The organism is Corynebacterium sp. HMSC076D02, from assembly GCF_001813815.1.
Lineage (GTDB): Bacteria > Actinomycetota > Actinomycetes > Mycobacteriales > Mycobacteriaceae > Corynebacterium > Corynebacterium simulans.
On record NZ_KV814045.1, the window covers coordinates 179,137 to 205,770 of the forward strand.

The 26,634-nt window shown below is 58.1% G+C and carries 24 protein-coding genes and 1 tRNA gene; 9 read left to right on the plus strand and 16 right to left on the minus strand.

Annotated features, from left to right (window positions below; all coding sequences use genetic code 11):
- Positions 1–191: 191 nt before the first annotated feature.
- From HMPREF2935_RS06295 to HMPREF2935_RS06310, 4 genes are all read left to right on the plus strand, one after another.
- Complete coding sequence (locus HMPREF2935_RS06295) at positions 192–1,175, plus strand: ABC transporter permease (RefSeq protein ID WP_061924351.1); 984 nt, start codon at positions 192–194, stop codon at positions 1,173–1,175.
- Positions 1,176–2,282, plus strand: coding sequence for an ABC transporter permease (locus tag HMPREF2935_RS06300; RefSeq protein ID WP_061924355.1), 1,107 nt, complete (start codon positions 1,176–1,178; stop codon positions 2,280–2,282).
- A complete protein-coding gene (locus HMPREF2935_RS06305) occupies positions 2,279–4,183 on the plus strand; it encodes an ABC transporter ATP-binding protein (RefSeq protein ID WP_061924358.1) in 1,905 nt (634 codons plus the stop codon). The genes HMPREF2935_RS06300 and HMPREF2935_RS06305 overlap by 4 nt, the downstream gene beginning before the upstream one ends.
- A 77-nt stretch (positions 4,184–4,260) precedes the next feature.
- A complete protein-coding gene (locus tag HMPREF2935_RS06310) occupies positions 4,261–5,934 on the plus strand; it encodes an ABC transporter family substrate-binding protein (protein ID WP_061924361.1) in 1,674 nt (557 codons plus the stop codon).
- A gap of 82 nt (positions 5,935–6,016) precedes the next feature.
- On the opposite strand, the gene HMPREF2935_RS06315 is transcribed toward HMPREF2935_RS06310, so the two are convergent.
- From HMPREF2935_RS06315 to HMPREF2935_RS06345, 7 genes are all read right to left on the minus strand, one after another.
- Entirely contained in the window at positions 6,017–7,138 is a 1,122-nt protein-coding gene (locus tag HMPREF2935_RS06315) for an SPFH domain-containing protein (protein ID WP_061924365.1), read from the minus strand.
- Between the two features lie 252 nt (positions 7,139–7,390).
- Positions 7,391–8,635 (minus strand): alpha/beta fold hydrolase, encoded by a 1,245-nt coding sequence (locus HMPREF2935_RS06320; RefSeq protein WP_070732434.1) that lies wholly within the window; start codon positions 8,633–8,635, stop codon positions 7,391–7,393.
- A 68-nt stretch (positions 8,636–8,703) separates the two neighbouring features.
- A complete protein-coding gene (gene pflA, locus HMPREF2935_RS06325; protein ID WP_061924371.1) occupies positions 8,704–9,573 on the minus strand; it encodes a pyruvate formate-lyase-activating protein in 870 nt (289 codons plus the stop codon).
- 3 nt (positions 9,574–9,576) lie between these two features.
- Positions 9,577–9,828 (minus strand): autonomous glycyl radical cofactor GrcA2, encoded by a 252-nt coding sequence (gene grcA2, locus HMPREF2935_RS06330; protein ID WP_061924374.1) that lies wholly within the window; start codon positions 9,826–9,828, stop codon positions 9,577–9,579.
- A gap of 59 nt (positions 9,829–9,887) precedes the next feature.
- Complete coding sequence (gene pflB, locus HMPREF2935_RS06335) at positions 9,888–11,978, minus strand: formate C-acetyltransferase (RefSeq protein WP_062043470.1); 2,091 nt, start codon at positions 11,976–11,978, stop codon at positions 9,888–9,890.
- 500 nt (positions 11,979–12,478) lie between these two features.
- Positions 12,479–14,641, minus strand: coding sequence for a LamG-like jellyroll fold domain-containing protein (locus HMPREF2935_RS06340; RefSeq protein ID WP_070732436.1), 2,163 nt, complete (start codon positions 14,639–14,641; stop codon positions 12,479–12,481).
- Positions 14,642–14,788: 147 nt separating this feature from the next.
- A tRNA-Leu gene (locus tag HMPREF2935_RS06345) sits at positions 14,789–14,870 on the minus strand.
- 94 nt (positions 14,871–14,964) lie between these two features.
- Between HMPREF2935_RS06345 and HMPREF2935_RS06350 the strand changes: the two genes are divergently transcribed.
- A complete protein-coding gene (locus HMPREF2935_RS06350; protein WP_070432972.1) occupies positions 14,965–15,378 on the plus strand; it encodes a hypothetical protein in 414 nt (137 codons plus the stop codon).
- An 11-nt stretch (positions 15,379–15,389) separates the two neighbouring features.
- On the plus strand, positions 15,390–15,734 hold the full coding sequence (locus HMPREF2935_RS06355; RefSeq protein WP_070432971.1) for a DUF3817 domain-containing protein: 345 nt from the start codon (positions 15,390–15,392) through the stop codon (positions 15,732–15,734).
- Positions 15,735–15,788: 54 nt separating this feature from the next.
- On the opposite strand, the gene rdgB is transcribed toward HMPREF2935_RS06355, so the two are convergent.
- From rdgB to clpS, 8 genes are all read right to left on the minus strand, one after another.
- Positions 15,789–16,391, minus strand: coding sequence for an RdgB/HAM1 family non-canonical purine NTP pyrophosphatase (gene rdgB, locus HMPREF2935_RS06360; RefSeq protein WP_061924389.1), 603 nt, complete (start codon positions 16,389–16,391; stop codon positions 15,789–15,791).
- Positions 16,385–17,113 (minus strand): ribonuclease PH, encoded by a 729-nt coding sequence (gene rph, locus HMPREF2935_RS06365; protein WP_061924392.1) that lies wholly within the window; start codon positions 17,111–17,113, stop codon positions 16,385–16,387. Before rph ends, rdgB begins: the two co-directional genes overlap by 7 nt.
- Before the next feature lie 13 nt (positions 17,114–17,126).
- Positions 17,127–17,894 carry an MBL fold metallo-hydrolase gene (locus HMPREF2935_RS06370; RefSeq protein ID WP_061924395.1) on the minus strand — a complete coding sequence of 256 codons (768 nt, stop codon included), beginning with the start codon at positions 17,892–17,894 and terminating at the stop codon, positions 17,127–17,129.
- Between the two features lie 80 nt (positions 17,895–17,974).
- Entirely contained in the window at positions 17,975–18,751 is a 777-nt protein-coding gene (gene murI, locus HMPREF2935_RS06375; protein ID WP_061924398.1) for a glutamate racemase, read from the minus strand.
- On the minus strand, positions 18,752–19,393 hold the full coding sequence (locus HMPREF2935_RS06380; RefSeq protein WP_070732439.1) for a rhomboid family intramembrane serine protease: 642 nt from the start codon (positions 19,391–19,393) through the stop codon (positions 18,752–18,754).
- A 13-nt stretch (positions 19,394–19,406) separates the two neighbouring features.
- Complete coding sequence (locus tag HMPREF2935_RS06385; protein ID WP_201054676.1) at positions 19,407–20,342, minus strand: P1 family peptidase; 936 nt, start codon at positions 20,340–20,342, stop codon at positions 19,407–19,409.
- Positions 20,343–20,345: 3 nt separating this feature from the next.
- On the minus strand, positions 20,346–20,882 hold the full coding sequence (locus HMPREF2935_RS06390) for a DUF2017 domain-containing protein (RefSeq protein ID WP_062043452.1): 537 nt from the start codon (positions 20,880–20,882) through the stop codon (positions 20,346–20,348).
- A 14-nt stretch (positions 20,883–20,896) separates the two neighbouring features.
- The gene (gene clpS / locus HMPREF2935_RS06395; protein ID WP_179294324.1) at positions 20,897–21,235 is read right to left on the minus strand and encodes an ATP-dependent Clp protease adapter ClpS; all 339 of its coding nucleotides are present in this window, start codon (positions 21,233–21,235) and stop codon (positions 20,897–20,899) included.
- A 101-nt stretch (positions 21,236–21,336) separates the two neighbouring features.
- Here clpS and HMPREF2935_RS06400 point away from each other — a divergent pair, with 101 nt between their 5' ends.
- From HMPREF2935_RS06400 to HMPREF2935_RS06410, 3 genes are all read left to right on the plus strand, one after another.
- A complete protein-coding gene (locus HMPREF2935_RS06400) occupies positions 21,337–22,677 on the plus strand; it encodes a nicotinate phosphoribosyltransferase (protein ID WP_096336967.1) in 1,341 nt (446 codons plus the stop codon).
- A gap of 154 nt (positions 22,678–22,831) precedes the next feature.
- Positions 22,832–23,851, plus strand: a complete 1,020-nt coding sequence (locus tag HMPREF2935_RS06405) for an HNH endonuclease signature motif containing protein (protein ID WP_062043446.1) — start codon at positions 22,832–22,834, stop codon at positions 23,849–23,851.
- A 145-nt stretch (positions 23,852–23,996) separates the two neighbouring features.
- Positions 23,997–25,979 (plus strand): ATP-dependent DNA helicase, encoded by a 1,983-nt coding sequence (locus tag HMPREF2935_RS06410; protein ID WP_371326234.1) that lies wholly within the window; start codon positions 23,997–23,999, stop codon positions 25,977–25,979.
- Here the strand turns inward: HMPREF2935_RS06410 and HMPREF2935_RS06415 are convergent.
- Positions 25,948–26,634 (minus strand): peptidyl-tRNA hydrolase, encoded by a 687-nt coding sequence (locus HMPREF2935_RS06415; protein WP_061924454.1) that lies wholly within the window; start codon positions 26,632–26,634, stop codon positions 25,948–25,950. The genes HMPREF2935_RS06410 and HMPREF2935_RS06415 overlap by 32 nt on opposite strands.

The window sequence follows — 26,634 nt, forward strand, 5'->3', positions numbered from 1 at the left end:
TAAATACAATCCGGGGCTAATAAGTTTTACCCCCAAACTTTAAAAAATTGGGCAAATAGGCGGCCAACCCTTTTCCAATTTCCTAGTATCAACGTCAGCGAAATTGATAGCCAAGTCACATTTTCTCCCATGTGTGTCGAGGGACTCAAAGACGCAACTCTCAACTGTCGACTCTGCGAACGGAAAACCCGATGTTCAAATACATCCTGAAGAAGACCGCTAGCTGGTTGCTAGTTATCTTCCTCGCGACCAACATCGCTTACCTTCTCGCGGCCACATTCCTTGATCCGCGTTCCAATTACATTGGCCGTAACCCGCCTCTTCGGCCAGAAGAAATCTCCAATATCCTCCAGCCATTGGGCCTCGACCCAGAAACACCCCTCCTCGAGCGCTGGTGGAACTGGTTTAGTGGGATTTTGTTCCACTGGGACTGGGGCAGCTCCCCTTTGGGAGACCCAGTCAGCGCCCAAATCGGCCACCGTGCGCTCGTGTCTGCCCAGCTTCTCCTCCTAGCAACCGTGCTTTCTGTTGTCATCGGTGTTGCTTTGGGCGTCTACACCGCTGCGCGCCAGTACAAGGCTGCCGACCGCGTATGGCAGGGCATATCCATCATCACGATGAACACCCACGTCGTTGTCGCTTCTATCTTGGTGGTCGCAGGTGGCCTGTGGCTAAACCGTGTGACTGGGCACCGCATCGTCTACGTCACTGGCTCTGCTATTCCGGACACCACTGGTTTTATCCCCAAGCTGATCGACTACGCCCAGCACCTCATCCTGCCCACCATCGCCCTGGTCGTCATCAGCTACGCCGGCTACCACATGATGCAGCGCACTCTCCTGCTGGACAACCTCAATGCCGACTACGTTCGCACTGCCCGCGCGAAAGGGCTAACCCGTGCTCAAGCCATCCGCAAGCACGCACTAAGAACCTCGATCATCCCGGTGGCAACGTCAGTTGCTTTCTCTGTGCCTGGAATCTTCACTGGCGCGATCATGACCGAGCAGATCTTCGCGTGGAAAGGCATGGGCCAGTACTTCATCGAAACCATCAGCCGCAACGACGTCAACGGCACCACCGCGGTCGCCGCCTTCGGCGCAGTGATGATTGCATTCTCTGCAATTCTTGCTGACCTCGTCGTTGTAGCACTCGACCCACGAGTGAGGGTGAGCTAAATGTCCCCAGAGAAAAAGTCCACGACTCCTCGCGCTTCGGCACGCCACCCAGAACGCCATCGCCGCAACGACCTCGCTATCGACTCCGCGGCGGATAACCTCGGTGTTCGCCCACACACCGCCACGGCCGACTTCAGCATGGCCTCGGAGCCAAGCGCCCAATCTGCACTGGCTTCCGGTGTTGACGTCGATGACGCCCAACGCCGCCAATTCACAGGCAACGACGGAGACGAAAAGGAAGAGGTATTCCGCGGCACGTCGAAGCTGAAGCTGTACACGCGGCGCTTCTTCCGCAACAAGTTCGCTTTAATCGGCGCAATCATCTTCCTGCTTCTAACCTTGCTGTCTCTTTTCGGCGGCCTTGTTGCCAAGTGGCCTTTCGACGAGCCTGACTTCTTGAACCTCGCCACAGGGCCTTCGCCGGAGCACTGGTTTGGCACCACCGATTCCGGCAACGACCTCTTCGCCCAAACCGTGCACGGTCTGGGCCGATCGCTCATCATCGCGTTGGTCGTCTCCATTGCCACGACCGTCCTTTCGGCACTCATCGGCGCGGCCGCAGCCATGTACGGCGGACACATCGAAAAGGCGATTCTGGCTATTATCCACTTCTTGCTCGCCATCCCGACCTTCCTGCTCATCGCCCTCGTGGTGGCAGACTCCGGCGGCGACTGGAAGCTGCTCATCGTGGTCCTCATCGCCTTTGGCTGGATGTACCCCGCCCGTGTTATTTGGGCGATGGCGCTGTCCGTGCGCGAAAACGACTACGTGCGAGCGGCCGACTACATGGGCGTATCGCGCTTTCGCACCATCGTTCGCCACATCGTGCCCAACATCGGATCGCTGCTCATCATCCAGTTCGCACTGGGCGTCGTGAGCACCGTCATGTCAGAAACAGCACTGTCCTTCTTGGGTTTGGGCGTGAAGCTTCCCGACGTCTCTTTGGGCACGCTGCTTTCCGTCGGCGCCAACGCCGTCGAATCTTCGCCTTGGCAGTTCTACTTCCCAGCGGGCGTGCTGACCCTACTCACTGTGTCCATGGCATTCATCGCGGATGGCCTGCGCGATGCCATTGACCCCAACTCGAACTCCGGAGGCCGAGCATGACAACGCCTACTACCCCATTGCTGCAAGTCCGCGACCTCGCCGTCACCTTCCCTTCTGAGGCAGGTTCGGTCCACGCCGTGCGTGGCGTCAACTTCGATCTTCTGCCTGGCCGCACCCTCGCCATTGTCGGTGAGTCCGGCTCCGGCAAATCTGTGACCTCCATGGCGGTGATGGGCTTGCTGCCTGAATACGCCAAGGTGGAAGGCTCCGTAAAATTCAAGGGTACTGAGCTCATCGGAATGTCCGACAAAAAGATGTCCGAAATCCGTGGCCAAGACATCGCCATGATTTTCCAGGATCCACTCTCTTCGCTGACTCCCGTCTTTTCCATCGGTGACCAGCTCAAGGAAGCCATCCAGATTCACCGCTCACTATCGGATAAGGAAGCCGAGCAAGAGGCCATCCGCCTTCTGGATTTGGTGGGTATCCCTGAGCCTGAAAAGCGCATCAAGTCCTTCCCGCATGAATTCTCCGGCGGTATGCGCCAGCGCGTGGTCATCGCTATCGCGATGGCCAACAACCCCAAAGTCATCATCGCCGACGAGCCAACCACCGCTCTCGACGTCACCATCCAAGCGCAGATTCTTGAGGTGCTCAAGGTCGCCCAACGCGAAACCGGAGCAGCGGTCATCATGATTACCCACGACATGGGCGTTGTGGCGGGCACTGCTGACGATGTCCTCGTAATGTACGCTGGCCGCGCCGTCGAATATGGCGACGTAGACACCATCTTTACCAACCCCAAGATGCCTTACACAGTGGGACTACTCGGTTCTACCCCGCGCGTGGACAAGTCAAGCGACGAGCCGCTGGTGCCCATCAACGGCACCCCGCCGCGCCTAATCGAGATTGTGCCGGAATGCTCGTTTGCTGCCCGCTGCCCCGTGGCACAGGAAGGCTGCTGGAAGCAGGAGCCTGAATTGCGCGCGCTTGACGACGCCCCGCAGCACGCCGCTGCTTGCCTGCGTTCCGATGAGATCAATCAGGGCAGCATCGGTGGCGAGCGAATGTACCCGCTGCCACAGATTTCCCCCGATGCCCTAGGCGATACCCCGTATGACGAGCGCCCCGTGACCCTAGAGGTAGAAAACCTCGTCAAGGAATTCCCGCTCATCAAGGGCGCCATCCTCAAGCGTCGCGTGGGCACCGTGCATGCGGTCAACAACATCAGCTTCACAGTGCACCAGGGCGAGTGCTTCGCCATCGTGGGCGAATCCGGTTCCGGCAAGACCACCACCCTGCTGGAAATCATGGATCTTAACCCACCTAAGGGTTCCACCATCGTTGTTAACGGCACCGACACCTCCGGTCTTAGCAGCTCAGCTCGCCGCAGCCTGCGTAAAGACATCCAGATCGTCTTCCAGGACCCAATGAGCTCGCTGAACCCGCGCATGACAATCCGCGAGATCATCGCGGAACCACTGGAATCGTTGGGTTACGAAGGCGACGTCGGCAAGCGTGTGAGCGAGCTAATGAAGCTCGTCGGCTTGGAATCTCATCAAGTAGACCGCTTCCCGGGGCACTTCTCTGGCGGTCAGCGTCAGCGCATCGGCCTGGCCCGCGCACTGGCTACAAGCCCGTCAATCATCGTCCTCGACGAGCCTGTTTCTGCTCTGGACGTGTCCATCCAGGCCGGCATCATCAATCTGCTGCATGACCTGAAGAACCGCCTGGGCATCTCCCTGGTCTTCGTAGCTCACGACCTATCCGTGGTGCGCAATCTTTCCGACAAAGTCGCCGTCATGTACAAGGGCGACTTCGTGGAATACGGCGCCACCGACGAGGTCTTCGATAACCCGCAGCACGCATATACCAAGGCGCTGCTGTCCGCTATCCCTATCCCGGATCCTGCCGTGGAACGCAACCGCAAGCGGGTGATCTACGAGGAACATGCCTCCTAGAAACCCCACGCTCGACCTAAAACTTAATATTTCATCTCTTTGTAATTCCTCCCCCTCTCACAAGGAAGATTCGAACCATGAACCTTAAGCTCCGTAATGCTACTTTGGCGGTCATCACTGCCTCCGCTCTCGTCATCTCCGGCTGCTCTAGCAGCGATTCAGGCTCCTCGGGCGAAGCCATCGACGTCAAGCTCAACGGTTCCTACAACCCAAAGGACCGCTCCGAGCTGAAGGAAGGCGGCGAACTTCGCCTGGCACTGGATGAGATTTCCCAGCAGGAAAACCCATTCCAGGCTGACGGCACCCGGTATACCAGCGATGTGTGGAAGTACTACAACCCGCAAATCGGGCTTTTCGACGGCTCCGGTGAGTTCCACCCCAACAACGACTACATCACCGACATCAAAGAAGAGGAGAAGGACGGCAAGACCGTCATCACCTACACCATCCATGACAAGGCCCAGTACAACGACGGCACGCCGATTGACTGGAAGTCCTTCGAGCACACCTGGAAGTACAACAACGGCGAGGACGAGTCCCTCAATGTCTCCAGCACCGAAGGTTACGAGCTCATCGAATCTGTGACCAAGGGCAAGACCGACAAGCAAGCTGTGGTCACCTACAAGCATGCATACCCATGGTGGCAGGGCCTGTTCAACTTCTTGCTTCCTCCGCAGGTCGACTCCGCAGAGAAGTTCAACAAGGCATACCTGGGCAAGCTGCGCCCAGAGTGGGGTGCTGGCCCGTTCAAGGTCGACAACGTCGACTTCGTCGGTGGCACGGTTTCCTTCGTGCCAAACGAAAAGTGGTGGGGTGACAAGCCATTCCTGGACAAAGTCACCTACCGCCAGATGGAAGACCAAGCTTCCATCAATGCCTTCAAGGCAGGCGAAATCGACGCCACCGGCGTGGGCAATAAGGATCGCCTAGCTGCGGTTAAGGACATGAATGACATTGAGATCCGCACCGCAATGATGCCTTCTAACTCCCTGATTGTTTTGAACTCTGGCAACGAGATGCTGAAGGACATCAAGGTCCGCGAGGCAGTGTTGACCGGCATCGATCGCTCCCAGTTGGCAGCCATTCGCTTCAACGGTCTCAACGGTTACAAGGAAGAGCTGCCGGGCTCCCTCAACCTCTATCAGACCCAGAAGGGCTACGAGGACAACGTTGGTGCCGTCGTGAAGTTCGACGCCGAAAAGGCCAAGTCGCTGCTGGAAGAAGCCGGCTGGAAGGAAGGAGCCGACGGAATCCGCGAGAAGAGCGGCAAGAAGCTCTCGCTGCGCTATACCCTGCTAGGTGACAGCGTCATTAGCAAAGCAATGGCCACCGCAACGCAGAAGATGCTCAAGGACATCGGAATCGATCTGAAGGTCGAAGAGCGTCCTTCCTCCGACTTCTCGGAGATCGCCACCAAGAAGGATTTCGATATCTTCCCGATGGGGTTCACCGCCGGCGATCCATTCGGCATCGCGTACTTTGGTCAGGTCTACCGCTCCGACTCCGAGCTGAACAAGTCCGGCACCGGTACCCCGGAGATGGATAAGAAGATCGAAGAGCTGGCCAAGATCGCAGATCCTGACGAGCAGATCAAGAAGGGCAACGAGCTGGAGCGTGAGGCTCTGTCCACCTATGGCATCATGCCTATCTACAACGGCCCGGCCATGGTCGCTACCAGCCCGAAGCTAGCTAACTTCGGTGCTGCTTCCTTCGCTGTACTCGAGGTCGAAGACATCGGCTACACCGAGTAAAGCCTCAGCCGCAAACAAAGCTGGCTCCACTCGTTGACAATGAGTCATTGAGTGGAGCCAGCTTTTTGTTTTAGTAATCGCCCTAGTTATCGCCCTTGAGCTGGTCACGCAGCTCGTCGAAATACTGGCGTGCCGTCTGCGGTGTATTGCTCTGTGGTGCACCGCCGGAGTACGGCGGCTGCTCAATAGCTTGCGCGCTCTGTTGGGCTTGCTGCTGCGCCTCGCGCGCCGCCTGCTGCGCGCGCTGCGCCTTCTGCGCACGCAGCTGCTCCAAGCGCTCGCGCTGCTCGCGGTCGAGCCCACCAGAGGCTTCGTTGTTAATAGCCTGAGTCGACAGCAGTACGTCGCGCATGCCGCCGAAGAGATCCTGCATGCCGCCTGGGTTGGACGGCATGTAAAGGACGTTAGTGTGAGAACGGTCGGCGACGTCGACCATCGCGTCCAGGTACTGGGAAACCAGCATCAGGGTCTCTGGGTTTTCCTGAACGCCAGCCGCACGCAGCATCTCGTACTGCTGCGCGATACCCTCGACAATTTCCTTACGCTGCTCAGCCACACCGCGACCCTGCAGCTTCTTTGCCTCAGCGGCGCCCTCGGCTTCTTTAACCACGCGAATCTTCTCCGCCTCAGCCTGTGCGATAGCCGCCTCGCGCTCACGCTGCGCAGCGTTAATGGAATTCATCGACTCGCGCACGCGGGTATCCGGACGAATATCGGTAACCAGGGTGTTTACGAAGTGCCAGCCATATGCAGCCATGTTATCGCGCAAAGAAATTGCGACGTTCTGCGCGATGGTGTCCTTGGATGAGAAGGAATCATCCAAGTCCATATTGGCAACCGAGGAACGAACGTTATCCTGCACGTAGGCCACGATCTGCTGTTCGTGGTTGGAGAGCATGTAGTAGGCCTCGCGCTCGCGGCCTTGAACAACCTCGTATTGAACGGCGACCGGAATCTGAACGAAGACGTTGTCCTTGGTCTTGGTCTCCACCATGACATCGAGCTGGCGCACCTGCAGGCTGATCTTGTCGCGCACGCGATCAACCCACGGCAGCTTGAAGTGCAGGCCAGCGTGCGCCACGGTGACGAACTTGCCTAGGCGCTCCACGATGGCCGCCTCTCGCGTGCGGACAATGAAATAACCATCAAAAATGGTCAAAACAATCGCCAGCAGAACAACGCCAACAACAATCATTCCGATCATTGGTTCTTCCTCTCGTTCAATTCCTCATTCAATTCTTGATTTACTCCTCACCTTTCCACACCTTGAATAAGTGCGCGAGTAGAAAAGAAGAAACTTAATGAAACTGCTACCGAATAAGACAAGGGGCTATGCAGCGAGCGCCAAGTCCGCCGTCTGCTTTCCGTCTTCCACTCTATGCAGCGTCGTGCCGACACCGCCAAGCGCAGGAACTGATCGACGACCGACCGGGGCCGGCCGACGCAAACGGACGTTCTAGTGGTCATCAACCAAGTGGAAAAGGTCGCCCAGAATGCCCTCGCCGTCGTGGCTGATTCCGTTGTGTTGGAACTTGTTAGTCACCATTGGGCGCAGGTCACGGTAGGCGCTAGCGGTCTGCATCGCCTCTTCGAAGGGCACGAAGATGTCATCCAGATAGACAGCTGCGGCGGCCTGCACCTCAGCGTTGCCCAATACCGCGGCGTCGTAAGGCGCAGCATCCCACTCAAACTGCGCCAACGCTTCTGCCGAATCCTTGAACGCATGCAGCGCCGGATCCTCATCGAACTGCCACGGGAAGATGTGCTCGCCTTTCAGCCACGTGCCTGACTCGGCAAACTCCGGGAACTCCTCGCGCACGCGGTGCGCCGCCCAGCCCGTGACGTGCTGGCCGCCCACACTGCCATAAATGGATTCGTGGATGGCCGCATACAATGGCCCACCCTGGAAGCTCACGCGAGCACCAACCTCGTGGAGGAAATCGGAGCGCAAGTGCTTCTCCCCACCCACGGTGCGGAAAGGCTCCTCAAGCAGGTAGCCCAGGGAATCGAATCCGGAGCCGCGGCCCAGCTCGATGCCGATGGTGCGGAAGCGAAGCGAGCTCAAGCGCTCCCCAGTAGGCAAAACCTCCTGCGAGTTGTCCAGGTGATCGATGATTTCCGCGATGCGCTGCTGCGCGAAAGGTACGTAGTCGAAGAAGCGCTGTTGGCGCACTTTGAGCTTGGTGAACGTGGAACGGTAAAGATCGTCTGCGCCCTTGTCCAAGGTCGGTAGGCCGCCGGTCAGGAAGGCCTTGTCCACTGACTCGGGGAACAAGGAGACATAGCTCGTGATGCAGAATCCGCCAAAGGACTGGCCGAACAAAGACCACTTGTCGATGCCAAGGTACTCACGCAGCCGCTCCGCATCGCGCACGATGTTGTCCTGGCGCAGTAGTTTAAGGCGATCGACGCTTAAGTCGGCGGCGTCGGAAAGCTCATCAATGCGATAGCTGCGCCCCGTGCCACGCTGGTCCATCAAGATCCAGCGAAACCGCTCCAAGCCCTTCCCAATAACGCCCGTCGGCCCCAGTGGACGCGGGGCTGGGAAGCCTGGCCCGCCCTGGTTATAGAGAATGGCGGGCTTATCCGGGTCACCGATTTCGCGGGCATAGAGCTCAAACGTGCCCTGTTGCGGGTCGTTGTAGTCCCAAGGGACGGAAAGTGTGTGCTCTTTTACTGGATATCCGAAACGGCGAGTCATGGATAAAAGTTTAGCGCTGTACCAAACGGCACAGCGCTAAAAACTTTTCTTATTCAGGGAACACTCGTTTAGTAAACGGTGAAGCCCTTGTCGCGGAAGACGTCACGAATTGCTTCGATATCCTCCGGCTTTGGCGGCTTCGTATCCTCAAGGGTGTACGGATAGCCCAGTTCATGCCACTTATCAGCACCCATGTTGTGGAACGGAAGCACCTCGATACGCTCAACGTTGTTGCTCCAACGCCCCACGATCTTGGCGACGTTTCGCACATTTTCCGGGGAATCCGTCAGGCCTGGAACCACCACGAAGCGGATCCACACCGGCTTACCCATCGCCGACAGCCGGTCACCGAAATCGATGGTTGGCTGCAGCTCGCGGCGAGTGACCTTTTTGTAGGTTTCTTCGTCGCCAGACTTGACGTCGAGAAGCACAAGATCGATGTTTTCCAGGTCTTCGTCCCGCAGGCGCGTACCCAAAAAGCCCGAGGTATCGATGGTGGTATGGATACCCGCATCGTGGACTTCCTTGAGCACGCGGCGCGTGAACGCAATCTGGAACAACGGCTCGCCACCTGAGATGGTCAGACCGCCACCGGAAGTCTTGAAGATGGGCTTGTAGCGCTTGATGCGCTTGACGACGTCCTCGATGCGCTCGAGGGTGCCCACCTTCATCTCCATGGTGTCTGGGTTGTGGCAATACTGACAGCGCAGTGGGCAACCGGACATGAACATCGTCATGCGGGTACCTGGACCATCGACGGAGGTCACCAGCTCCCAGGAGTGCACCAAGGCGATATCGCCAGTACGGCGTGCCTCCATGAGCTCCGGGCGCTTGATCTCGTCGAGGGAGTTATCGGTACCTAGGCCGGCGGCCGCACCGCGCACCTTCTCGCCCGCTTGGGGGTCGAGGTGCACGACTCCAGTAATGCCATCAGCCATTTTTTATGAACCCTGGTGGAAGGTACGGGAGATAACGTCGAGCTGCTGCTCCTTGGTCAGCTTGACGAAGTTAACTGCGTAGCCAGAAACACGGACGGTCAGGTTCGGGTACTTCTCTGGGTGCTCGACAGCGTCCTCGAGGGTTGCCTTGTCCAGAACGTTGATGTTTGCGTGGTACAGGCCCGCGTTCATCTGGTGCTCGTCGCGGTTAGCCTTCATGTCTGCCAAGCGCTCGTCGAAAGTTGGGGTTGCCATGGTGATACTCCTTGAAGTGAGTTGAGGTTGAATGGGGGAAACTTGATTGCCGGGGTGGCTTACTCGGACTCCATGATGAAGCCTGCGTCCAGCACGCCCACCAGGTTGTCGATGCGCTCCTCCGGAGTGCGGCCGAGACCAGACGGGGTGATGGTGTTGGTCAGCGAGATGCCGTCCAACGCATCCTTGTAGTCCAGCTTGCCCACCGACAGCATGGAAGCGACCATGCCGTGGCTGTCAGCGCCGTTCTCTGGGTTTGCGCCCGGCGCGAACGGGGTGCCTGCCTTGTGGCCGGATGGGAAAGCACCGGTTGCCTTGCCGTAGACCACGTTGGAGGTAATGGTCAGAACGGACTGGGTTGGAATTGCGTTGCGGTACATCGGGATGGCCTTAATCTTATCCATCACGGTGTGGACGATGGTTGCGGCGATGTCGTCGGCGCGGTCATCATCGTTGCCGTAGAACGGGAAGTCGCCCTCGGTCTTGTAGTCAACGATGAGGCCGGACTCGTCACGGACCGGGTACACCTTGGCGTACTTGATGGCGGACAGGGAGTCAGCCACGATGGACAGGCCAGCGATGCCGCAGCCCATGGAGCGAACGATGTTGGAATCGTGCAGCGCCATCTCGACTGCCTCGTAAGCGTACCTATCGTGGCAGTAGTGGATGATGTTCAGAGCCTCGACGTAGGTGCCGACTACCCAGTCGAGCATCTCCTCGTACTTCTTCCAAACCTCGTCGAAGTCGAGCGGGCCGTCGCCCTGGATAGCGTCGTAGCCCTCAACAACCTGCTTGCCGGTGACCTCGTCGCGGCCGCCGTTGATGGCGTAGAGCAGGGCCTTTGCAGCGTTGACGCGAGCGCCGAAGAACTGCATCTGCTTGCCAACTTCCATCGGGGAAACACAGCAAGCAATCGCTGCGTCGTCGCCCCACTGCTCACGAATCTGCCTATCAGACTCGTACTGAATGGAAGAAGTGGTGATCGAGATGTGAGCACAGAACTTCTTGTAGCCCTCTGGCAGTGCTGGGTCCCAGAAAATGGTGATGTTTGGCTCTGGTGACGGGCCAAGGTTGACCAGGGTCTGCAGCAGACGGAAGGAGGTCTTGGTGACCATGTGGCGGCCGTCATTGCCGAAACCAGCGTCAGACCAAGTTGCCCAGTATGGGTCGCCGGAGAAGATCTGGTCGTAGTCCTCGGTGCGCAGGAAGCGAACGATGCGCAGCTTCAGAACGAGATGGTCGATGATTTCCTGTGCGTCCTCTTCGGTGATGATACCGGCTGCGAGGTCGCGCTCGAAGTAGCAGTCGAAGAATGCAGACAGGCGGCCGATGGACATTGCGGCGCCGTCCTGGGACTTGATGGAAGCCAAGTAGCCGAAGTAGGTCCACTGAACAGCTTCGTGAGCAGTCTTTGCAGGACCGGAGATGTCGAAGCCGTAGGACTGAGCCATGGCCTTGAGCTTCTTCAGAGCCTTGATCTGCTCTGCATGCTCCTCGCGGTAGCGTGCCCAGTGTTCGCTGAATCCGAGCTCGCCGACCTCATGCTTCTTAGCGTCCTTCTCGGCAATCAGGTAGTCGACACCGTAGAGAGCCACGCGGCGGTAGTCACCGATGATGCGGCCGCGACCGTATGCGTCAGGCAGACCGGTGATGATGTGTGATGATCGAGCCGCACGAATACGTGGGGTGTAGATATCGAAGACGGCGTCGTTGTGGGTCTTGCGGTAGCGGGTGAAGATCTTCTTGATGTCTTCCTCCGGCTCCTTGCCTGCCTCACGGATGGCCTGCTCAACCATGCGCCAGCCGCCGTTTGGCATCATGGCACGCTTGAGCGGAGTGTCGGTCTGCAGGCCGACGATGACGTCGTCATCCTCAGAGATGTAGCCGGCCGGGAAAGCATCGATGTCGGTTGGGGTGTGGGTGTCGACATCGAAAATGCGCTTTTGGCGCTCTACTGACAGGTAGTCCTTTTCGAGGGTGTCCCACGTGCGCTGGGTCTTTTCGGTTGGGCCCGCGAGGAAGGAAGCGTCTCCATCGTACGGAGTGTAGTTGCGCTGGATGAAGTCCCGGACGTTGATGCCTTCAGTCCATGGACCAGGCTCGAATCCTTTCCAGGCTTCAAACTGCAGCGGTTGCGTTGCGGTGGTCACGATTGTGACTCCCTTCTTGTTTGACACATTTCATTCAAGTGATTCGGGGCGCCTTGCCGCTGTTTCCTGTCACTGTGTTCCGTACGTTTCCTAGCGGAAACTTTGGTCTCACCCTTAAGCGACGAGCGCCTCTTGTCTCCAATTTTAGGAGCCGTGACTGCACCCTCCTACTTGAGCAATTGTGTAACAGAGCACATCCGTGTTTATTCGATGCCCGCGCAGGTCATCAATTTCATAAAAGACGGACATACCGTTTAGATCGGGGGTAAATTGCCCCCGATCGTAAGCTTCCCCACAACGCATTGATAGCTTTTTTATCAGCAATTTCCGAATTACCTGCCGATCGGAAGAAAACCATTGTTGCGAATTTCTATAGCTAAACACCAGCTCAGATTCTTAATGCACATAGCGTTTATTTACTTCAGTAACAGGATAAATCGGGCACAAAATCACATTCTGCGCCCGATTGTTTCCACTTCCGATCGCGATTTTCGCAAGCTTTAGAAAGGCAAGCGTGGCAGCGGAATTCCCAGTGTTCGGCTCAAGAAATTCGCCAGCGCAAAGCCTCCACCGACTACCGCCAAAAGGCCCACCAACACCGCGGCTAGGACGCCGCCGCTACTCGACGCCCCGCTCGACAGGCCCGCCGTAGAGCCAGTGGAAGACCCGGCTGCCGATCCCGAAGCCGATCCCGAAGCCGACCCGGTAGTAGATGCACCAGCATCATGATCCCGAGCAGTTAGCCACTGTTCCTTATCCAGCACGCCGCTGCTCAGACGGGTCTCGCCGATCCAGCCGTACCACGGGTCTTGTGGGTGGCCTTCTCCGCGGCCTGCGCCCATTACCCACTGCAGGTCACGCGGCAACAGCCCCTCCGTTCCCTTGGCATTACGCAAAATCGGCGCACCGTTGATGAACATCTCCACGGTGTCCTTTTCTGGGTCGTTGACCACAGCAATGTGCATCCACTCGTCCTTCGGCACCTCGTGCGACCACACAGTCGAGCCGCTTCCTTCTTCCGGCTCTGCCCACCAGCGCAACTCCCGCAGGTTCGACACACCGAACATCACGGTGGGATCAGTATCCGTCGAGCCCGGTACCAACTTGGAAATCTGCGAATCCCGCGAAATCGCACTGCCCCAGCCATGCTTTTCGCCATCAAAGTCCTCCGGCAGCTTCACAAAAGACTCAAAGGTATAGCCCGAATCGGAATCAAAGCGATTAATAGCTGCATCCTTGGCCGACTTAAACTCCGCAGTCGTAGGTTTGCCGGCCGGGTCAGCCCAATAAAGCGAGCCGCTATCCGACGACAATGGGTGATGGTCCGAGCTATACGTCACCCGGTCTGCGCCAACGACGCCACCTTCACGATGCAAGTCACCCTCACCCGCAATATCCGGAATGATGGTGCCAGCGCCGGCAGGTGCGCCGTCGTTAAGCGCTGCACCTTCCTTGTCCTTTGCCTCACCTGGACGCCAATGGAAGACAGTGTTGTCATTTTTCACAAAGTCATCCGGACCCTGCGGAAGCTCATCGGCCTTAATTTCGTATGGCCGATAACCGGCAGACACGATATCGCGCGCCTCCTGCGCCAAATCGCCATTGTTTTCATCACCGACCTGGAACTGCGGGTCAAAATCAGCGAAGCGTTCCGCGAAATTGAACGGAATCTTGTAACTATCGCCCTTGCCCTCCAAAATCAGCTCATCGAATTGCGTGAGTTCTTCCTGGGGCTTCTGCGCGACCCATGGCGAAAGCGCTGCCATCTCGAGTTCGTTGCCGGTGAGATCAAACTCAAGGACGCCCAAAAGGCCGTTTCCGCCCTGATAGGCCATCTGATAATCCTGCAAGATAGCTACAACATCGTGTCCGTAGTCGTTCTTGTCCACTCGGTAGCCTGCGCCATGGTGATGACCACCCATGGTGAGGAAAATCTGGTCGTTTTTACTGATGAAATCGTCCCACAAGTGCTTGCCATAATCGTCTGAATAGAAAACCTCACCGGAGCCATCAATGTTCAAGACCTCATGGGTAGTCAGGATTACCGGAAGGTCAGGGTGTTCATCGATAGCCTGCTGCGCCCAATCCAGCACCTCGTTGTTGGCGCGCCATGCAAGGGCCAAGACCAAATACTCTTGGCCTTCGGCTTCAAAAATGTGGTACTCGGAATCAGAATCGACCCCAGTGAAGCGTTCCTGGAACGTCGAGTTGGCCTCCTTGGCGCGGTCAGCCCCAAACCACTGGTTGAAAGGCTGGTAGGAAGCATCGCCGGTCAGGTCGTGATTGCCAGGAAGGATGGAGTAGTTAAGATCCGACTGGTCGAGCGTACGCATCGCCTCGTCGGCGACCTTCCACTCCCCTTCCACATCAGACTGGTCCACGACATCGCCCAAGTGAGTAGCAAACTGCATATTTAGGGCGTCTTTGTTTTCCGCAAGCCATTCGGTTTGCGCCCGATAAGGCTCACTTCCGTAGCGCTCCTGCGCGAGGTTGCCAGTCTCAGGGGTGGAATAGCGAGAGTAGAACTGCGTATCGGGAAGCACGCCGAGTGTAAAGCGTGAGCCTTCCGAAGCAGACTGCGCCAGCGCATGTGGGGCAACGAGGCTGCTTGCGCACAGCGAAGAGATAACAAGAATGCCGATTTTACGATGCGAGAGGACCATGAATTTTCTCCGTATGAGATTCCGAGGGGACCTCAAGAGCCTAAGAAACTTAGGTTGCGAAAGTATTACCTTCACGTGAAATGTTCATGGTGCTAAGAAATAAGCCCTGAACGGCAAAAAGCCTCCGTGTGACACGGAGGCTAAGCGTGCGCCCGGAGAGACTTGAACTCTCACGTCATAAGACACTAGAACCTAAATCTAGCGCGTCTGCCAATTCCGCCACGGGCGCTTGCAACGAAAGTAGTTTACATGTTTTCTACGCCCACGCTAAAACTGGCGCACCCGAATCCAGTTTTTTGTTTGTGTTGAGTAGGCTGTTACGGGTGAGTAATAACAAAGCGCCAAAGCGGCAAAAGCTGAAAGTGCGATGGTGGCATATCGTCCTCATCGCGTTTTTCGTGGTGCTCTTTTTATTGCTCGCCTACTGGCAGTGGACGCGCTTCCGCTCCGGCTCCGGCACCTTCCAAAATTTAGGCTATGCCTTCCAATGGCCGCTCTTCGCTGTCTTTGTGGTCTATGCGTATAAGGCCGCCCTAGGTTATGAAAATGAGCGCATCGAGGCAGAGAACGAAGCCGCCGAAATGGGTGTCACGGATTACCAGCACCAAGCAAAGTCCGAGCAAGGCGAAGTCACTAAGATCGATGAGGACTTCTTGCCGCAGCGCCCGCAGATGGACGTAGAAACTTTTAACGCCTTAAACCAACAGCGCCGCAGGCGTGGCGACGACCAGAATTAGAAAGTAGGGCCATGACTAACCAAGTTCACCCAGACCGTAAGGCCCGCATCCGCGGCCCACTCAAGTTCTTTTCCATCGCCGCAACCGTGACCGGTATCTTCCTACTTCTCTTGGTTGCGCGCATGGTTCTCGAGTACATCGTCGGCGTGGAGATTCCGCACTGGGGCCTCTACATTGCCCAGGCCCACGGCGTGGCTTACATGATTTACTTGCTTTCGATTCTCATCCTCGGCCCGCGTGCGCTGTGGCCAGCAGGCAAGCTCATCACCACTGCCCTAGCCGGCGTTGTGCCTTTCCTATCTTTCTGGATGGAATACAAGCGACGCCGCGAAGTCACCGAGCAATTCCAGCTTTAGTCCAGAAGCAGAAGGCCCAGCATCTGCTGGGCCTCAAGTGTATCCGGGGTAAAGCTACGCCAGCTTGGCGATGACGCTAGTAAGCTGCGCCAGCGCACGCCCGCGGTGGGAAACCGCGTTCTTTTCCTCCGGGCTCATTTGTGCCGAGGAGCGCTGCTCGCCCTCCGGCTGGAAAAGCGGGTCATAGCCGAAGCCATTCTCGCCCTTTGGTGCGCGCAGCAGCATTCCTGGCCACCGGCCCTCAGCTACGTGTTCCGCGCCGTCTGGCGTGACCAATGCGCACACGGAGACGAAGGCGGCTTGGCGTCGTTCGTCGGGAACATCAGCCATCTGTGCGAGAAGCAGCTCGTTGTTGGCTTGGTCATCGCCGTGCTGACCAGACCAGCGCGCGGAGAGCACGCCCGGCATTCCATTGAGCTCTTCGACGGCGATACCCGAGTCATCCGCAATCGTGGCGATACCAGTATTGGCAACGCCAGCACGGGCCTTAATCAGTGCGTTATCGGCAAACGTGCGTCCGTCCTCCACCGGTTCGTCATACGCCGGCACAGCGGAAAGCGGTAGCAACTCGACGCCTTCGATTCCCGCGTCTGCGAGGATGCGTTCGAGCTCGCCAAGTTTCTTCTTATTATTCGATGCGACGAGAAGCTTTACCATCCCAAAGCAGCCTTCTGCGCAGCAATCAGCTCGGTGCAGCCCTTCTGGGCCACATCCAGCATGGAGTTCAGCTCAGCGCGGCCGAACAAGCCGTGCTCGCCGGTGCCCTGAATCTCCACGAAGTCGCCGCCTTCCTGCATCACCACGTTCAGGTCGACCTCCGCGCGGGAATCTTCTTCATAAGGCAGGTCGAGGCAAATCTCGCCATCGATGATGCCCACGGATACCGCGGCGATTGGGTCCAGCAGCGGCTCGCCGGGCACGACGCCCTCGGACTTCAGGTACTCGATAGCATCTGCCAAGGCCACGTACGCACCGGTAATCGAAGCCGTGCGGGTACCGCCGTCTGCCTGCAGAACGTCGCAGTCGAGCTGGATGGTGTTCTCGCCCAGCTCGGAAAGGTCCACGGCAGCGCGCAGAGAGCGCCCGACCAAGCGGGAAATCTCGTGAGTACGGCCCTTGACTTTGCCCTTCATGGACTCGCGAGGCATGCGGTCGTGCGTGGCTGCCGGCAGCATCGAGTACTCAGCGGTCAACCAGCCCTCGCCGGAGTCCTTCTTAAAGCGCGGCACGCCAAACTCCACGGAGGCGGTACACATCACGCGGGTGTTGCCAAACTCGACGAGCACGGAACCTGCCGGGTTGGTGGTGAAGTTACGGGTAATACGCACGCTACGCATTTGGTCTAGCGCGCGACCATCAGCACGAGAAAAATCAGTCATGCACCCAAGGGTACTAGAGCTCGAACTCCATGCCCGGCGCGCCCAAGACGATCTCACCGTCGAACTCCGCCTGCGCTGCACGCAGGGTTTCTGAACTATCTCCCCATGGCTGGAGGTGGACGAGCACCAGCTTAGCGACGCCCGCCTCCCGCGCCACGCGGCCAGCCTCCGCGCCCGACATATGCATGTTAGGGGCCTTGCCTTCCGACGTCGCGCCCCATGCGGCCTCGCAGAGGAAGAGGTCGGCGTCGCGGGCAGCATCGACAAGCGCGGGGGTCGGGCAGGTATCGCCGGAGTAAGTAATGGTCTTACCGGTCTTCGCATGCTCCATGCGCAGCGAATACGTCTCCACTGGGTGGATCACCTTAAAGGGTGTCATATAGACGTCATCGATGAGCTGACTTTCACGGTCTATCCACGGGGAAAAGGCGAAGGTATCCGACATATCGTCGACGCCATCGACCTCGTCGGAGGAAAGACGACCCAAATGCTGTGGCGTATATGACGGCCCAAGGCAAAAATTGCGCGAAGGCGCAGGCGCCGTGGGATGGAAGCGACGCCAGACCATCAACGAGGGAAAGTCCATGCAGTGGTCGGCGTGAAGATGGCTAAATGCGACATGCGCATTGCAGGGGTCTTGGGCTTCTTGTAGGCGCGCCAAAGTTCCAGGACCCATATCCATCACGATTGATGGCGCATCAGGAAAGGACACCAGATACCCAGAGGCGGCGTTTCCCGGGACTGGGACGGAGCCGGAACAGCCAAGAATCGTCAGCTTCATGTGTCCAATAGTTCCACGAAACCTTCCCGATTGCTGGGATTGGGGTGAAAAAGACGTGAAACCGTGTCACGCGCGGTAGGTCACAATTGCGGGCCTAAGAAGCGGGAAGCCAAACGCGAAAAGGTCTCTGGGTCACCGGTTGATTCGAATTTACGGATCGGAGTGGCGTCTTCCGGCGCCAGCATGTCGGTTTCAGTAAGGATACGCATCACGTCCTTGGCCGTTTCTTCTGCAGAGGAAACGAGGGTGACGGACTCACCCATAGCCAACTGGATGACGCCAGTGAGCAGTGGGTAATGTGTGCAGCCGAGCACCAGGGTGTCGACGCCCGCGGACTGCAGCGGTGCGAGGTAGCCCTCAGCGACGCCGAGGATCTGGCGGCCGGCAGTAATCCCCCGTTCTACAAAACCTACAAAGTCCGGACACGCCACCGCATGCGCCTCGACGTGTGGGTTGACAGCGAAAAGGTCTTGATAGGCACCAGAGTTCACGGTGCCCTCAGTACCGATAACGCCGATTTTGCCATTGCGCGTAGTAGCGATGGCGCGTCGGACTGCCGGGCGGATGACCTCAACAACCGGGATGTCATAGCGCTCGCGAGCATCGTGCAAGAAGGCCGCCGTGGCGGTATTGCAAGCGATGACGATCATCTTGCAGCCGCGTTCTACGAGTTCATCTGCAATGGCGGTAGATAGCTCGCGCACCTCAGCGATGGGACGCGGGCCGTACGGCGAATGCGCAGTATCTCCAATGTAGATGATGGACTCGTTGGGCAGCTGCTCAATGATCGTTCGCGCAACCGTGAGTCCGCCCACGCCGGAATCGAAAATACCGATCGGGGATGCAGCGGAAGCCATTTACTTCTTCGCCACCTTTACTGGGTCGTCGGAAGTGATGATCATACCCGCAGCAATACCACCGATCGCGCCGAAGAGGTGCCCTTGCCACGAGACTCCCTCATAGACCGGCAGCACGCCCCACACCAAGCCCGAATAAGCAAAACCGAGAAATACGCCCAATGCCGTTTGGACGAAAGAACGGTTAAACAAGCCACGCACGATGAGATAGCTCAGCCAGCCATAAACCAAAGAAGAAGCACCGATGTGCGAGGTACCAGGCCCGCCGAGGAGCCAAGTGCCAATGCCGGCAATCAGCACCGTGATGATCGTGACCTCCCACCAGGCTTTCCTGCCAGAAAGACCAATGAGGAAGCAAAAGATAGCGCCCGGCACCGAATTGCCGATGAGATGCTCAAAGTTCGCGTGCAGCAACGGCGCCGTAAAGATGCCCCAGATACCGTTGAAATCCAACGGGTGGATGCCGTAGTTGGCCAAGTTGCCATTAAAAAGCACGTAGTTGACCAACTGCACGGCCCATTCCACAACCAAAAAGGCCACGGCAATCCCCACGCCTGTGCGGATGCGCCCGCCGCGGGTGTAATTTTTTGAATCGCCACGATTTTTCAAAACGGTAGAACGCGAGGAATCACCTGAAGTCATAATGGCAATAACTTTAGTCCAGCATGGAGCTATAGGCCTCTAAGCCCAGGCCAGGGTCCGCTTTCACGATTGCCTCGACTATCGCTTGTTCGACAACCCCCGCCGCAGCATCGCACAGCGCCGCTTGCGTCGCGATATCAACCCCACCGTTTTCTGTGGCAGTCGACAGCGCGAAAAGCGTGTCCCCGTCCAACGGCGAATGCGCCGGACGCACTGCCCGAGCGATACCGTCATGGCCCACCATGGCCAAGCGCTTGGCTTGTGCCTTGGTCACCGGGGCGTCGCAAAACACTGCTCCAATCGTGGTATTGAGCTTGGACTCCGCGGGGTGTTGCAGCTGGCCGAAACGCGCGACGTCGATAGGCGCGGCATGCGGTGCACCAAACAGGCGCCCAGTCTCTGCGTCCACAACGTTGCCCACTGGGTTCGCTACCACCAGGGCGCCAACCGTAAACTGCCCCATCGGCGTGCGCACCTGCTTCTCCGTCAAGCCCAAACCGCCGCGGAGCTTGCCAGCAGTAGCGCCCACACCAGCGCCTACGCTGCCCGTCGAATCATCATGTTCCGCAATAGCGCGCCGCACCGCCTCTGCACCATCAGCTGCTGTGGGGCGCTCATCGCCAACAAGGAGATCGAAAATCACCGCCGCCGGCACAATCGGCACACGCGGACCAGGCTTGTCCTCACCCAGCACCGGGAAACCGATGCCTTGGGAAGCTAGCTCGTTCATCACGCCGTCGGCAGCCGCGAGCCCAAAAGCAGAACCGCCAGCCAAAGTGATGGCATGCACGCGCTCAACGGTGTTGTGTGGCTCGAGGAGATCCGTCTCCCGCGTGCCTGGGCCGCCGCCACGAACGTCGACGCTCGCGAGCGCACCTTCGGCGCCGCAAAATAAAACCGTGACGCCAGTGTCATGCCTGCTGACATGGCCAATGGAGATAAGCGCCATGATCTAGTCCATCAACACCTGCAGCAGGGAATCCTGGCAATAAGCCAACCATTCCACGAGCATGTCGCGGTCCTCGCTCATCGATTCCTCCGGGACATCGCCTGCAGCCACAAACAAACGCAGATCGTTCAAACCCGTAAGGAAGGCATGCGCTTCTTCCTCGCTGATAGTGACCTCCACGCCGCCCGTCGGCCCCAACGCGGTGTTAATAACCTGCAGGTTCTTCAGCTTTGCGCGCGCAATGTCATTTTCATGCAAAGAACGCAGAAGAGAGTTATCGCCTTCGTATTCCTCATCCCCCGGCTTCTCAAAGTCAGGGAAAAGACGAGCCAAGGAAGGGTCTTCCGGCGCTTCCGTATGCCCAGTTGGCATATCCAGCATCTGCGCAAGCTCATCCTGCGGGGCAGACTGAGCACGGGCAATAATCGCCTCAGAGACAGTAGAGGTGAGGTCACCTAAAACCTCGCGCTCCATCGGCTCCAAAATGGTGGTGTAACGCGCCGCGCGCATCAGCGACTTCTTCTTTTTCCAAGCTTGCATCTGCCTGTGCCTTCCTAGCCTGCCTGCTGCATCGTGGCCCACAGACCAGCAATCTGCAGCTTCTTTACGTCTGCCTCGACTTTGTCGCGCTCGCCCGTCGATACCGCAGCCTTGCCTTCAGTATGGACCTGCATCATCAGCTCGTTTGCGCGCTTTTTGTCGTAGCCTAAAACCGTCTGGAAGACGTAGGAAACGTAGCTCATCAAATTGACTGGGTCGTCCCAAACGATGCACATCCAAGGGAGGTTTTCGCTGGTTGCAATAGCGACCTCGATGGCCTCATCTAATTCCGGAGTGGCCATGGGCGACCCCAGGCGGACAGAACCACCAGGTAGAGCAAAGTGCGCATTCATGCCTTCTACCCTATCGAAATTTCTACACATGCATTAAAAGATTAAAGGAGTAATCGCTGCTAAGAAGTTGGCCGCTAGGTACCATTTCCGATGTGACTAACATCGCCGAACATACTTTTCCCTCCGACCCTGACCGCTCCACAGCGCTGCTGACCGATAAGTACGAGCTGACCATGCTCCAAGCAGCGCTCAAAGACGGTTCCGCGCACCGCCAGGTGACCTGCGAAGTTTTTGCCCGCCGTCTACCCAATGAGCGGCGTTATGGCGTGGTCGCCGGCACTGAGCGCGTGCTGCGTGCGGTTCGAGATTTCCAGTTCACCGCCCAGCAGCTGGCGCAGATGGACTTTCTCGATGAGCAGACCAAAGAGTACCTGCGCAACTACCGCTTTTCCGGTCACATCGACGGCTACCGCGAGGGCGAGATTTATTTCCCTAACACTCCCCTGCTTACCGTTCGGGGCACCTTCGGCGAGTGCCTAATCCTAGAGACCGTCATCCTGTCGATCATGAACTCCGACTCGGCAGTGGCGTCGGCAGCCTCGCGAATGGTTACCGCTGCAGATGGGCGCCCCATCATTGAAATGGGCTCCCGCCGCACCCACGAATATGCCGCAGTCACCGCTGCCCGAGCCGCCTACCTGGCGGGCTTCAACGCCACCTCGAATCTGGAGGCCGGATACCGCTACGACATACCCGTCTCTGGCACCGCTGCCCACGCTTGGACGCTAGCGCACGTCAACGAGGATGGCTCACACAATGAGGAAGCAGCGTTTCGCTCCCAGATTGAAACGCTCGGAGTCGATACCACCCTCTTGGTCGATACCTATGACATCACCAAGGGTGTCGAAACCGCAGTGAAGGTAGCTGGTCCGCAGTTGGGCGGAGTACGTATCGATTCCGGTGATCTCGGCCCAGTTACCCGCCGCGTGCGCAAACAACTCGACGACCTAGGCAACCACAACACCAAGATTGTGGTCTCCTCCGACCTCGACGAGTTCGCCATCGCGGGCCTACGTGGCGATCCGGTTGACGTCTACGGCGTGGGTACCTCCGTCGTTACCGGCTCCGGCGCGCCAACTGCCGGCATGGTCTACAAGGTCGTTGAGGTAGAGGGCCATCCGGTGGCAAAGCGTTCTTCTTCGAAGCAATCGCAAGGCGGCGCCAAGCGTGCTTTGCGCACCTACCGCTCCACAGGTGTCGCGGTCGAGGAGATTGTGCTGCCTTTCGACGCCGCGGATCCTGACACTGGCACTCTTTCCACCCGCGAGATGACAGTCCCGCTAATGCGTGACGGAGAGATTGTCGAGGGACTGCCCAACCTGCACCAGGCCCGCGAATATCGTGCCCAAGCGATTACCACCCTGCCGTGGGAAGGCCTTGCGCTTACTCGCGATGAGCCGGCAGTTCCGACCCGCCTGGTGGGATTTCCTGAGCACTCGTAACTCCGCTGGCAAAGCCACAGCTGTGGATAACTTTGTTGACGAATAAACGAAGCTGACCGGGCTGCTAGGCACCAGACTAGACCGGCCGAGAGTTATCCACAGGCAGAAAATTGCCTCTTGTTTTGTCTTCTTGGCAGCCCCTACTGTCAGGGCTATGACAACCACGCACCCACCGCTTATCGCAGCGTTGCGGCTCGACGTCACCAGCCTAGAGCCCATCGCTGGTCTAGACGTCCGCGCTCTCACGCGCATGGGTGTAAGCCGTGTCGATGCAACCATGGCCGTGCGCCTCGCCGAGGTTTATTACGGAAAGACTCATGCCACACGCCTCCAGGCCGCAGCCCGCGCAAATGCTCAGTCCCAAGGCCATAGCCTGCGCGTTCTAGAGAAGATCGAGGGAAAACTAGCGAAGGTACGCAACTCCTGGCAGATACGCGCTCGCCTTTGTGCCACACCGGAGCACCTTATCGACGCCACCGCCCGCAAACTCATCAAGAAGCCACCGCGGAAACCACGCGCCAGCTTTTCCCACGGCGCGAACGGATGGATGCGGCTGGCCATTACCACCGACAAACCTTGGCTGAAGGATGCTCTCCAGCGGATCACCGGCCTTAGCGATTCCGTTACCCCTAGTGAGTCGGCAATCCTAAGAGGCTTCGAAAAATTAGGGCGGGGTGAGGCCTCGCTTAGCGACGTCGCTCCTGCCCCAGCGCGTGTAGCCAACGTCATCATTACGCTCGACGAACTCACCCAAATCGCACAAGGCGCTGGGGAAGAAATACAGCTACGAGCAACCGACGGTACGGTGCGCAACGGCGCCGATTTTGTCACTGAACGCTTAGCCCAGCAGGGACTTGCAACCCTCGTTCATCCGCGGCACGGGCCAGTTAATCAGTATCGTATGCAGCGTTTTGCCAATGCGAAACAAAGGGACATGGCGCTTTCGACATTTCCACAATGCGCGCATCCCGGATGTACGATTCCCGGCACAGACTGCCAGGTTGACCACATCACCCCTTGGAAGTCGGGAGGCGAAACAAATGCCGGAAACCTATTGCCATTGTGTCGTTACCACAACGGCCTGAAAGCAGAACATGCTACCTATCGGCGAACTAAACAAGGCGTCATGTTCATCCCGCCTTTCGCTGACCCCATCGCGTGCCGAGTTGATTAGCCCTAGCCTTTCAAGATTAGCCCTAGCCTTTCAAGGACAGCTCGAAAGGCCAATTCGGCATGCCTTCAGCATTGCTCCGGCATTGCTGCGGTTGGCTAAGCCTCTGGGTTCTTACTTAGTGTGGCAAGTAGCTAGACTGTGTCGAGTGAGCAACCAGCCTTTGAATCAAACCACGGAACTGCTCCTCGATACTGCCGTCGAAGCGCTCGGCGGCGCGCGGCGTGATGGCCAGATGAAGATGGCAAATGCAGTCACGCGCGCGCTCGAGTCAGAGCGCCATCTTGCGGTGCAGGCTGGCACCGGTACGGGCAAGTCGCTGGCTTATCTGGTTCCGGCGATCAGGCATGCACAGAACTCCGGGCACACCGTCATCGTCTCAACTGCTACCTTGGCGCTGCAGCGTCAGCTTGTTGAGCGTGACCTTCCGCGATTGGTCGACGCTCTGGAAGCGGTAATGGAAGTTAAGCCCACATTCGCAATCATGAAGGGCCGTTCCAACTACCTCTGCATGAACAAGGTGGCGCGAGCCGAGGAATTGGCGGCGGAAGATGCCCTGATGGAAGAACAAGAAGTCTCCCGAATGGGCCGGCATATTCAGCGCATCTATGAGTGGGCGGATGAGACCGAATCGGGTGACCGCGACGACCTTGATCCTGGCGTCCCCGACTTAGCTTGGCGCCAAGTTTCTGTCACTTCTGCCGAATGCCTCGGCGCATCGCGTTGCCCGCACGGTGAGGACTGCTTTGCTGAGGCGGCGCGTCGAAAAGCAGCGGATGTCAACATCGTGGTGACGAACCACGCCCTGCTTGCCATCGATGCGGTATCGGATATCAATATTCTCCCCGAGCACGAAGTTGTAATCATCGATGAGGCCCACGAACTCGATGGGCGTATCACCTCGGTGTCTACTGCGGAAATCACCGGTCGTGCAATCAAGATGGCGGCTAACCGTGCTAAGTCTCTTGGCGCGCAAGGCAAAGACCAGAGGCTTTCGCAGATGGCCGATGAATTCGTGATGCTTCTAGGCGAGTTTCCGCCCGGCCGCTGGATCGATATGCCGGACAATGCCAAGCAACAGCTGACCGCGCTGGGCGATACTCTACGCGATTGCAAGGAAGCCATCGCTCGCGCGCCTGAAGGTGAGCAGACAAACGATCCAGAAACCTTCGCCGAACGCCAGAACTTGGCCAATCACTTGGTCACTATGTCCGAGGCAGTTGCCCGTATTCTGGATGTCTTCGCCACTGGTGATCCTTCCGCGCAGGAAGACGTGGTGTGGGTAGAGCGCGATGAGCGTTCGATGATCGATACGTTGGCTGTCGCTCCCTTGTCCATCGCTGGCATGCTCCACGAGAAACTCTTCGGCGAACAGACTGTTGTGCTTACCTCGGCAACCCTTGCGCTCGGTGGCCGCTTCGATGCTATGGCCGCGCAATGGGGCATGCCGAAAGGAACGTGGGACTCCCTCGATGCGGGCACTCCTTTTAACCCCGCCGAGAAGGGAATCCTTTACGTAGCCAAGCACTTGCCACAGCCAGGCCGCGATGGGCTCGCTACAGAGACACTCGAGGAAATGCGTGAGCTCATCATGGCCGCAGGCGGCCGGACCCTCGGGTTATTCTCCTCGCGGCGCGCTGCTGAACAGGCAGCGCAGGAGCTCAAAGCGAAGCTGCCTTTTGATATTTATGTCCAAGGCGAAGACTCGATTGGAGCGCTTGTCGACAAATTCAGTAAGAACGAAAACTCTTGCCTCTTCGGTACGCTCACGCTCTGGCAGGGCGTCGACGTGCCGGGGCCTTCCTGCTCACTCGTGCTGATTGACCGCATCCCCTTCCCCCGCCCCGATAATCCCCTCATGCAAGCGCGTACCGAGGCCGCGCAGGCAGCAGGGCGCAGTGGGTTCATGGAGGTATCTGCAACTCATGCGGCACTGCTCATGGCACAGGGAGCTGGACGGTTATTGCGCTCGATCAATGACCGCGGTGTCGTCGCAGTCTTGGATAGCCGCCTCGAAACCAAACGCTACGGCGGATTCCTGAAAGCATCCATGCCGCGTTTTTGGACAACAACCGATTCCGAGACGGTAAAGGCAGCGCTTAAACGGCTCGTGGCAGCGCACACACAGTAGCAGAGTCAGGGGCGACCTCGGTAAAGCCGGCGTCGCGGATGATGACGGCTTCAGGTCGCGCGCAGGCTTCTTGGAAGTCGGCGTGGCTTACCTCGCGTACTGAAAGCGCGAAGTCGCGCTCAGCCCACGCCCGCGCCTCGTCGAGGCTCATTGCCGCCGCAAGCATCATCGACCCATGCCCCACCTGGGCCGCTGCTTTACCGGCCGACATTCCTAGCGAACCATCGACGTAAATAGCCGGCGTATCCGGTGCTGCTGGGCCTGGTTCGTCCCGCTCTAAGTCGGTGTGACCGATTTGTAGTTTCCGAATGGCCGGTTCAACATCAGCGACCGCAGAAGGCACAAAAGCACGAGCACGATCGCTAACGGTTACGCCAGGTAGCTGTTGGACATCGCTCCATGCTTTGTTCCGCGCACGGCGTGCGACCTTGCGAATGCGGTGTCCATACCACTGCGCGAGCGCTTCGGCGAAAGCACCATCCTCGCCTGCTCGCTCGTCGAGGCATACCGCCACGACTGCCTGGGCTGCGGCCTCAAGGACCTCAGTTCGGCTCGGAACGGGCTGCTTTGGGATATGCAACGCAATCTGCATTGCTTGAACGGTTTCTGGCTTTGCAGGATCTTCTGGGTCGTCACGCCAGTTGCGCGAGTCCAT

Bases quoted from the DNA above. Each gene is read 5' to 3' on its own strand.
- grcA2 (WP_061924374.1), bottom strand. From the start codon at position 9,828: ATGGCAACCCCAACTTTCGACGAGCGCTTGGCAGACATGAAGGCTAAC.
- HMPREF2935_RS06355 (WP_070432971.1), top strand. From the start codon at position 15,390: ATGACTAACCAAGTTCACCCAGACCGTAAGGCCCGCATCCGCGGCCCA.
- HMPREF2935_RS06315 (WP_061924365.1), bottom strand. From the start codon at position 7,138: ATGATCGGAATGATTGTTGTTGGCGTTGTTCTGCTGGCGATTGTTTTG.
- HMPREF2935_RS06390 (WP_062043452.1), bottom strand. From the start codon at position 20,882: ATGCAAGCTTGGAAAAAGAAGAAGTCGCTGATGCGCGCGGCGCGTTAC.
- clpS (WP_179294324.1), bottom strand. From the start codon at position 21,235: ATGAATGCGCACTTTGCTCTACCTGGTGGTTCTGTCCGCCTGGGGTCG.
- HMPREF2935_RS06320 (WP_070732434.1), bottom strand. From the start codon at position 8,635: ATGACTCGCCGTTTCGGATATCCAGTAAAAGAGCACACACTTTCCGTC.
- HMPREF2935_RS06340 (WP_070732436.1), bottom strand. From the start codon at position 14,641: ATGGTCCTCTCGCATCGTAAAATCGGCATTCTTGTTATCTCTTCGCTG.
- HMPREF2935_RS06295 (WP_061924351.1), top strand. From the start codon at position 192: ATGTTCAAATACATCCTGAAGAAGACCGCTAGCTGGTTGCTAGTTATC.
- HMPREF2935_RS06385 (WP_201054676.1), bottom strand. From the start codon at position 20,342: ATGGCGCTTATCTCCATTGGCCATGTCAGCAGGCATGACACTGGCGTC.
- rph (WP_061924392.1), bottom strand. From the start codon at position 17,113: ATGACTGATTTTTCTCGTGCTGATGGTCGCGCGCTAGACCAAATGCGT.
- murI (WP_061924398.1), bottom strand. From the start codon at position 18,751: ATGGCTTCCGCTGCATCCCCGATCGGTATTTTCGATTCCGGCGTGGGC.
- pflA (WP_061924371.1), bottom strand. From the start codon at position 9,573: ATGGCTGATGGCATTACTGGAGTCGTGCACCTCGACCCCCAAGCGGGC.
- HMPREF2935_RS06310 (WP_061924361.1), top strand. From the start codon at position 4,261: ATGAACCTTAAGCTCCGTAATGCTACTTTGGCGGTCATCACTGCCTCC.
- rdgB (WP_061924389.1), bottom strand. From the start codon at position 16,391: ATGGTAAAGCTTCTCGTCGCATCGAATAATAAGAAGAAACTTGGCGAG.
- HMPREF2935_RS06415 (WP_061924454.1), bottom strand. From the start codon at position 26,634: ATGGACTCGCGCAACTGGCGTGACGACCCAGAAGATCCTGCAAAGCCA.
- HMPREF2935_RS06370 (WP_061924395.1), bottom strand. From the start codon at position 17,894: ATGAAGCTGACGATTCTTGGCTGTTCCGGCTCCGTCCCAGTCCCGGGA.
- HMPREF2935_RS06300 (WP_061924355.1), top strand. From the start codon at position 1,176: ATGTCCCCAGAGAAAAAGTCCACGACTCCTCGCGCTTCGGCACGCCAC.
- HMPREF2935_RS06305 (WP_061924358.1), top strand. From the start codon at position 2,279: ATGACAACGCCTACTACCCCATTGCTGCAAGTCCGCGACCTCGCCGTC.
- HMPREF2935_RS06380 (WP_070732439.1), bottom strand. From the start codon at position 19,393: ATGACTTCAGGTGATTCCTCGCGTTCTACCGTTTTGAAAAATCGTGGC.
- HMPREF2935_RS06405 (WP_062043446.1), top strand. From the start codon at position 22,832: ATGACAACCACGCACCCACCGCTTATCGCAGCGTTGCGGCTCGACGTC.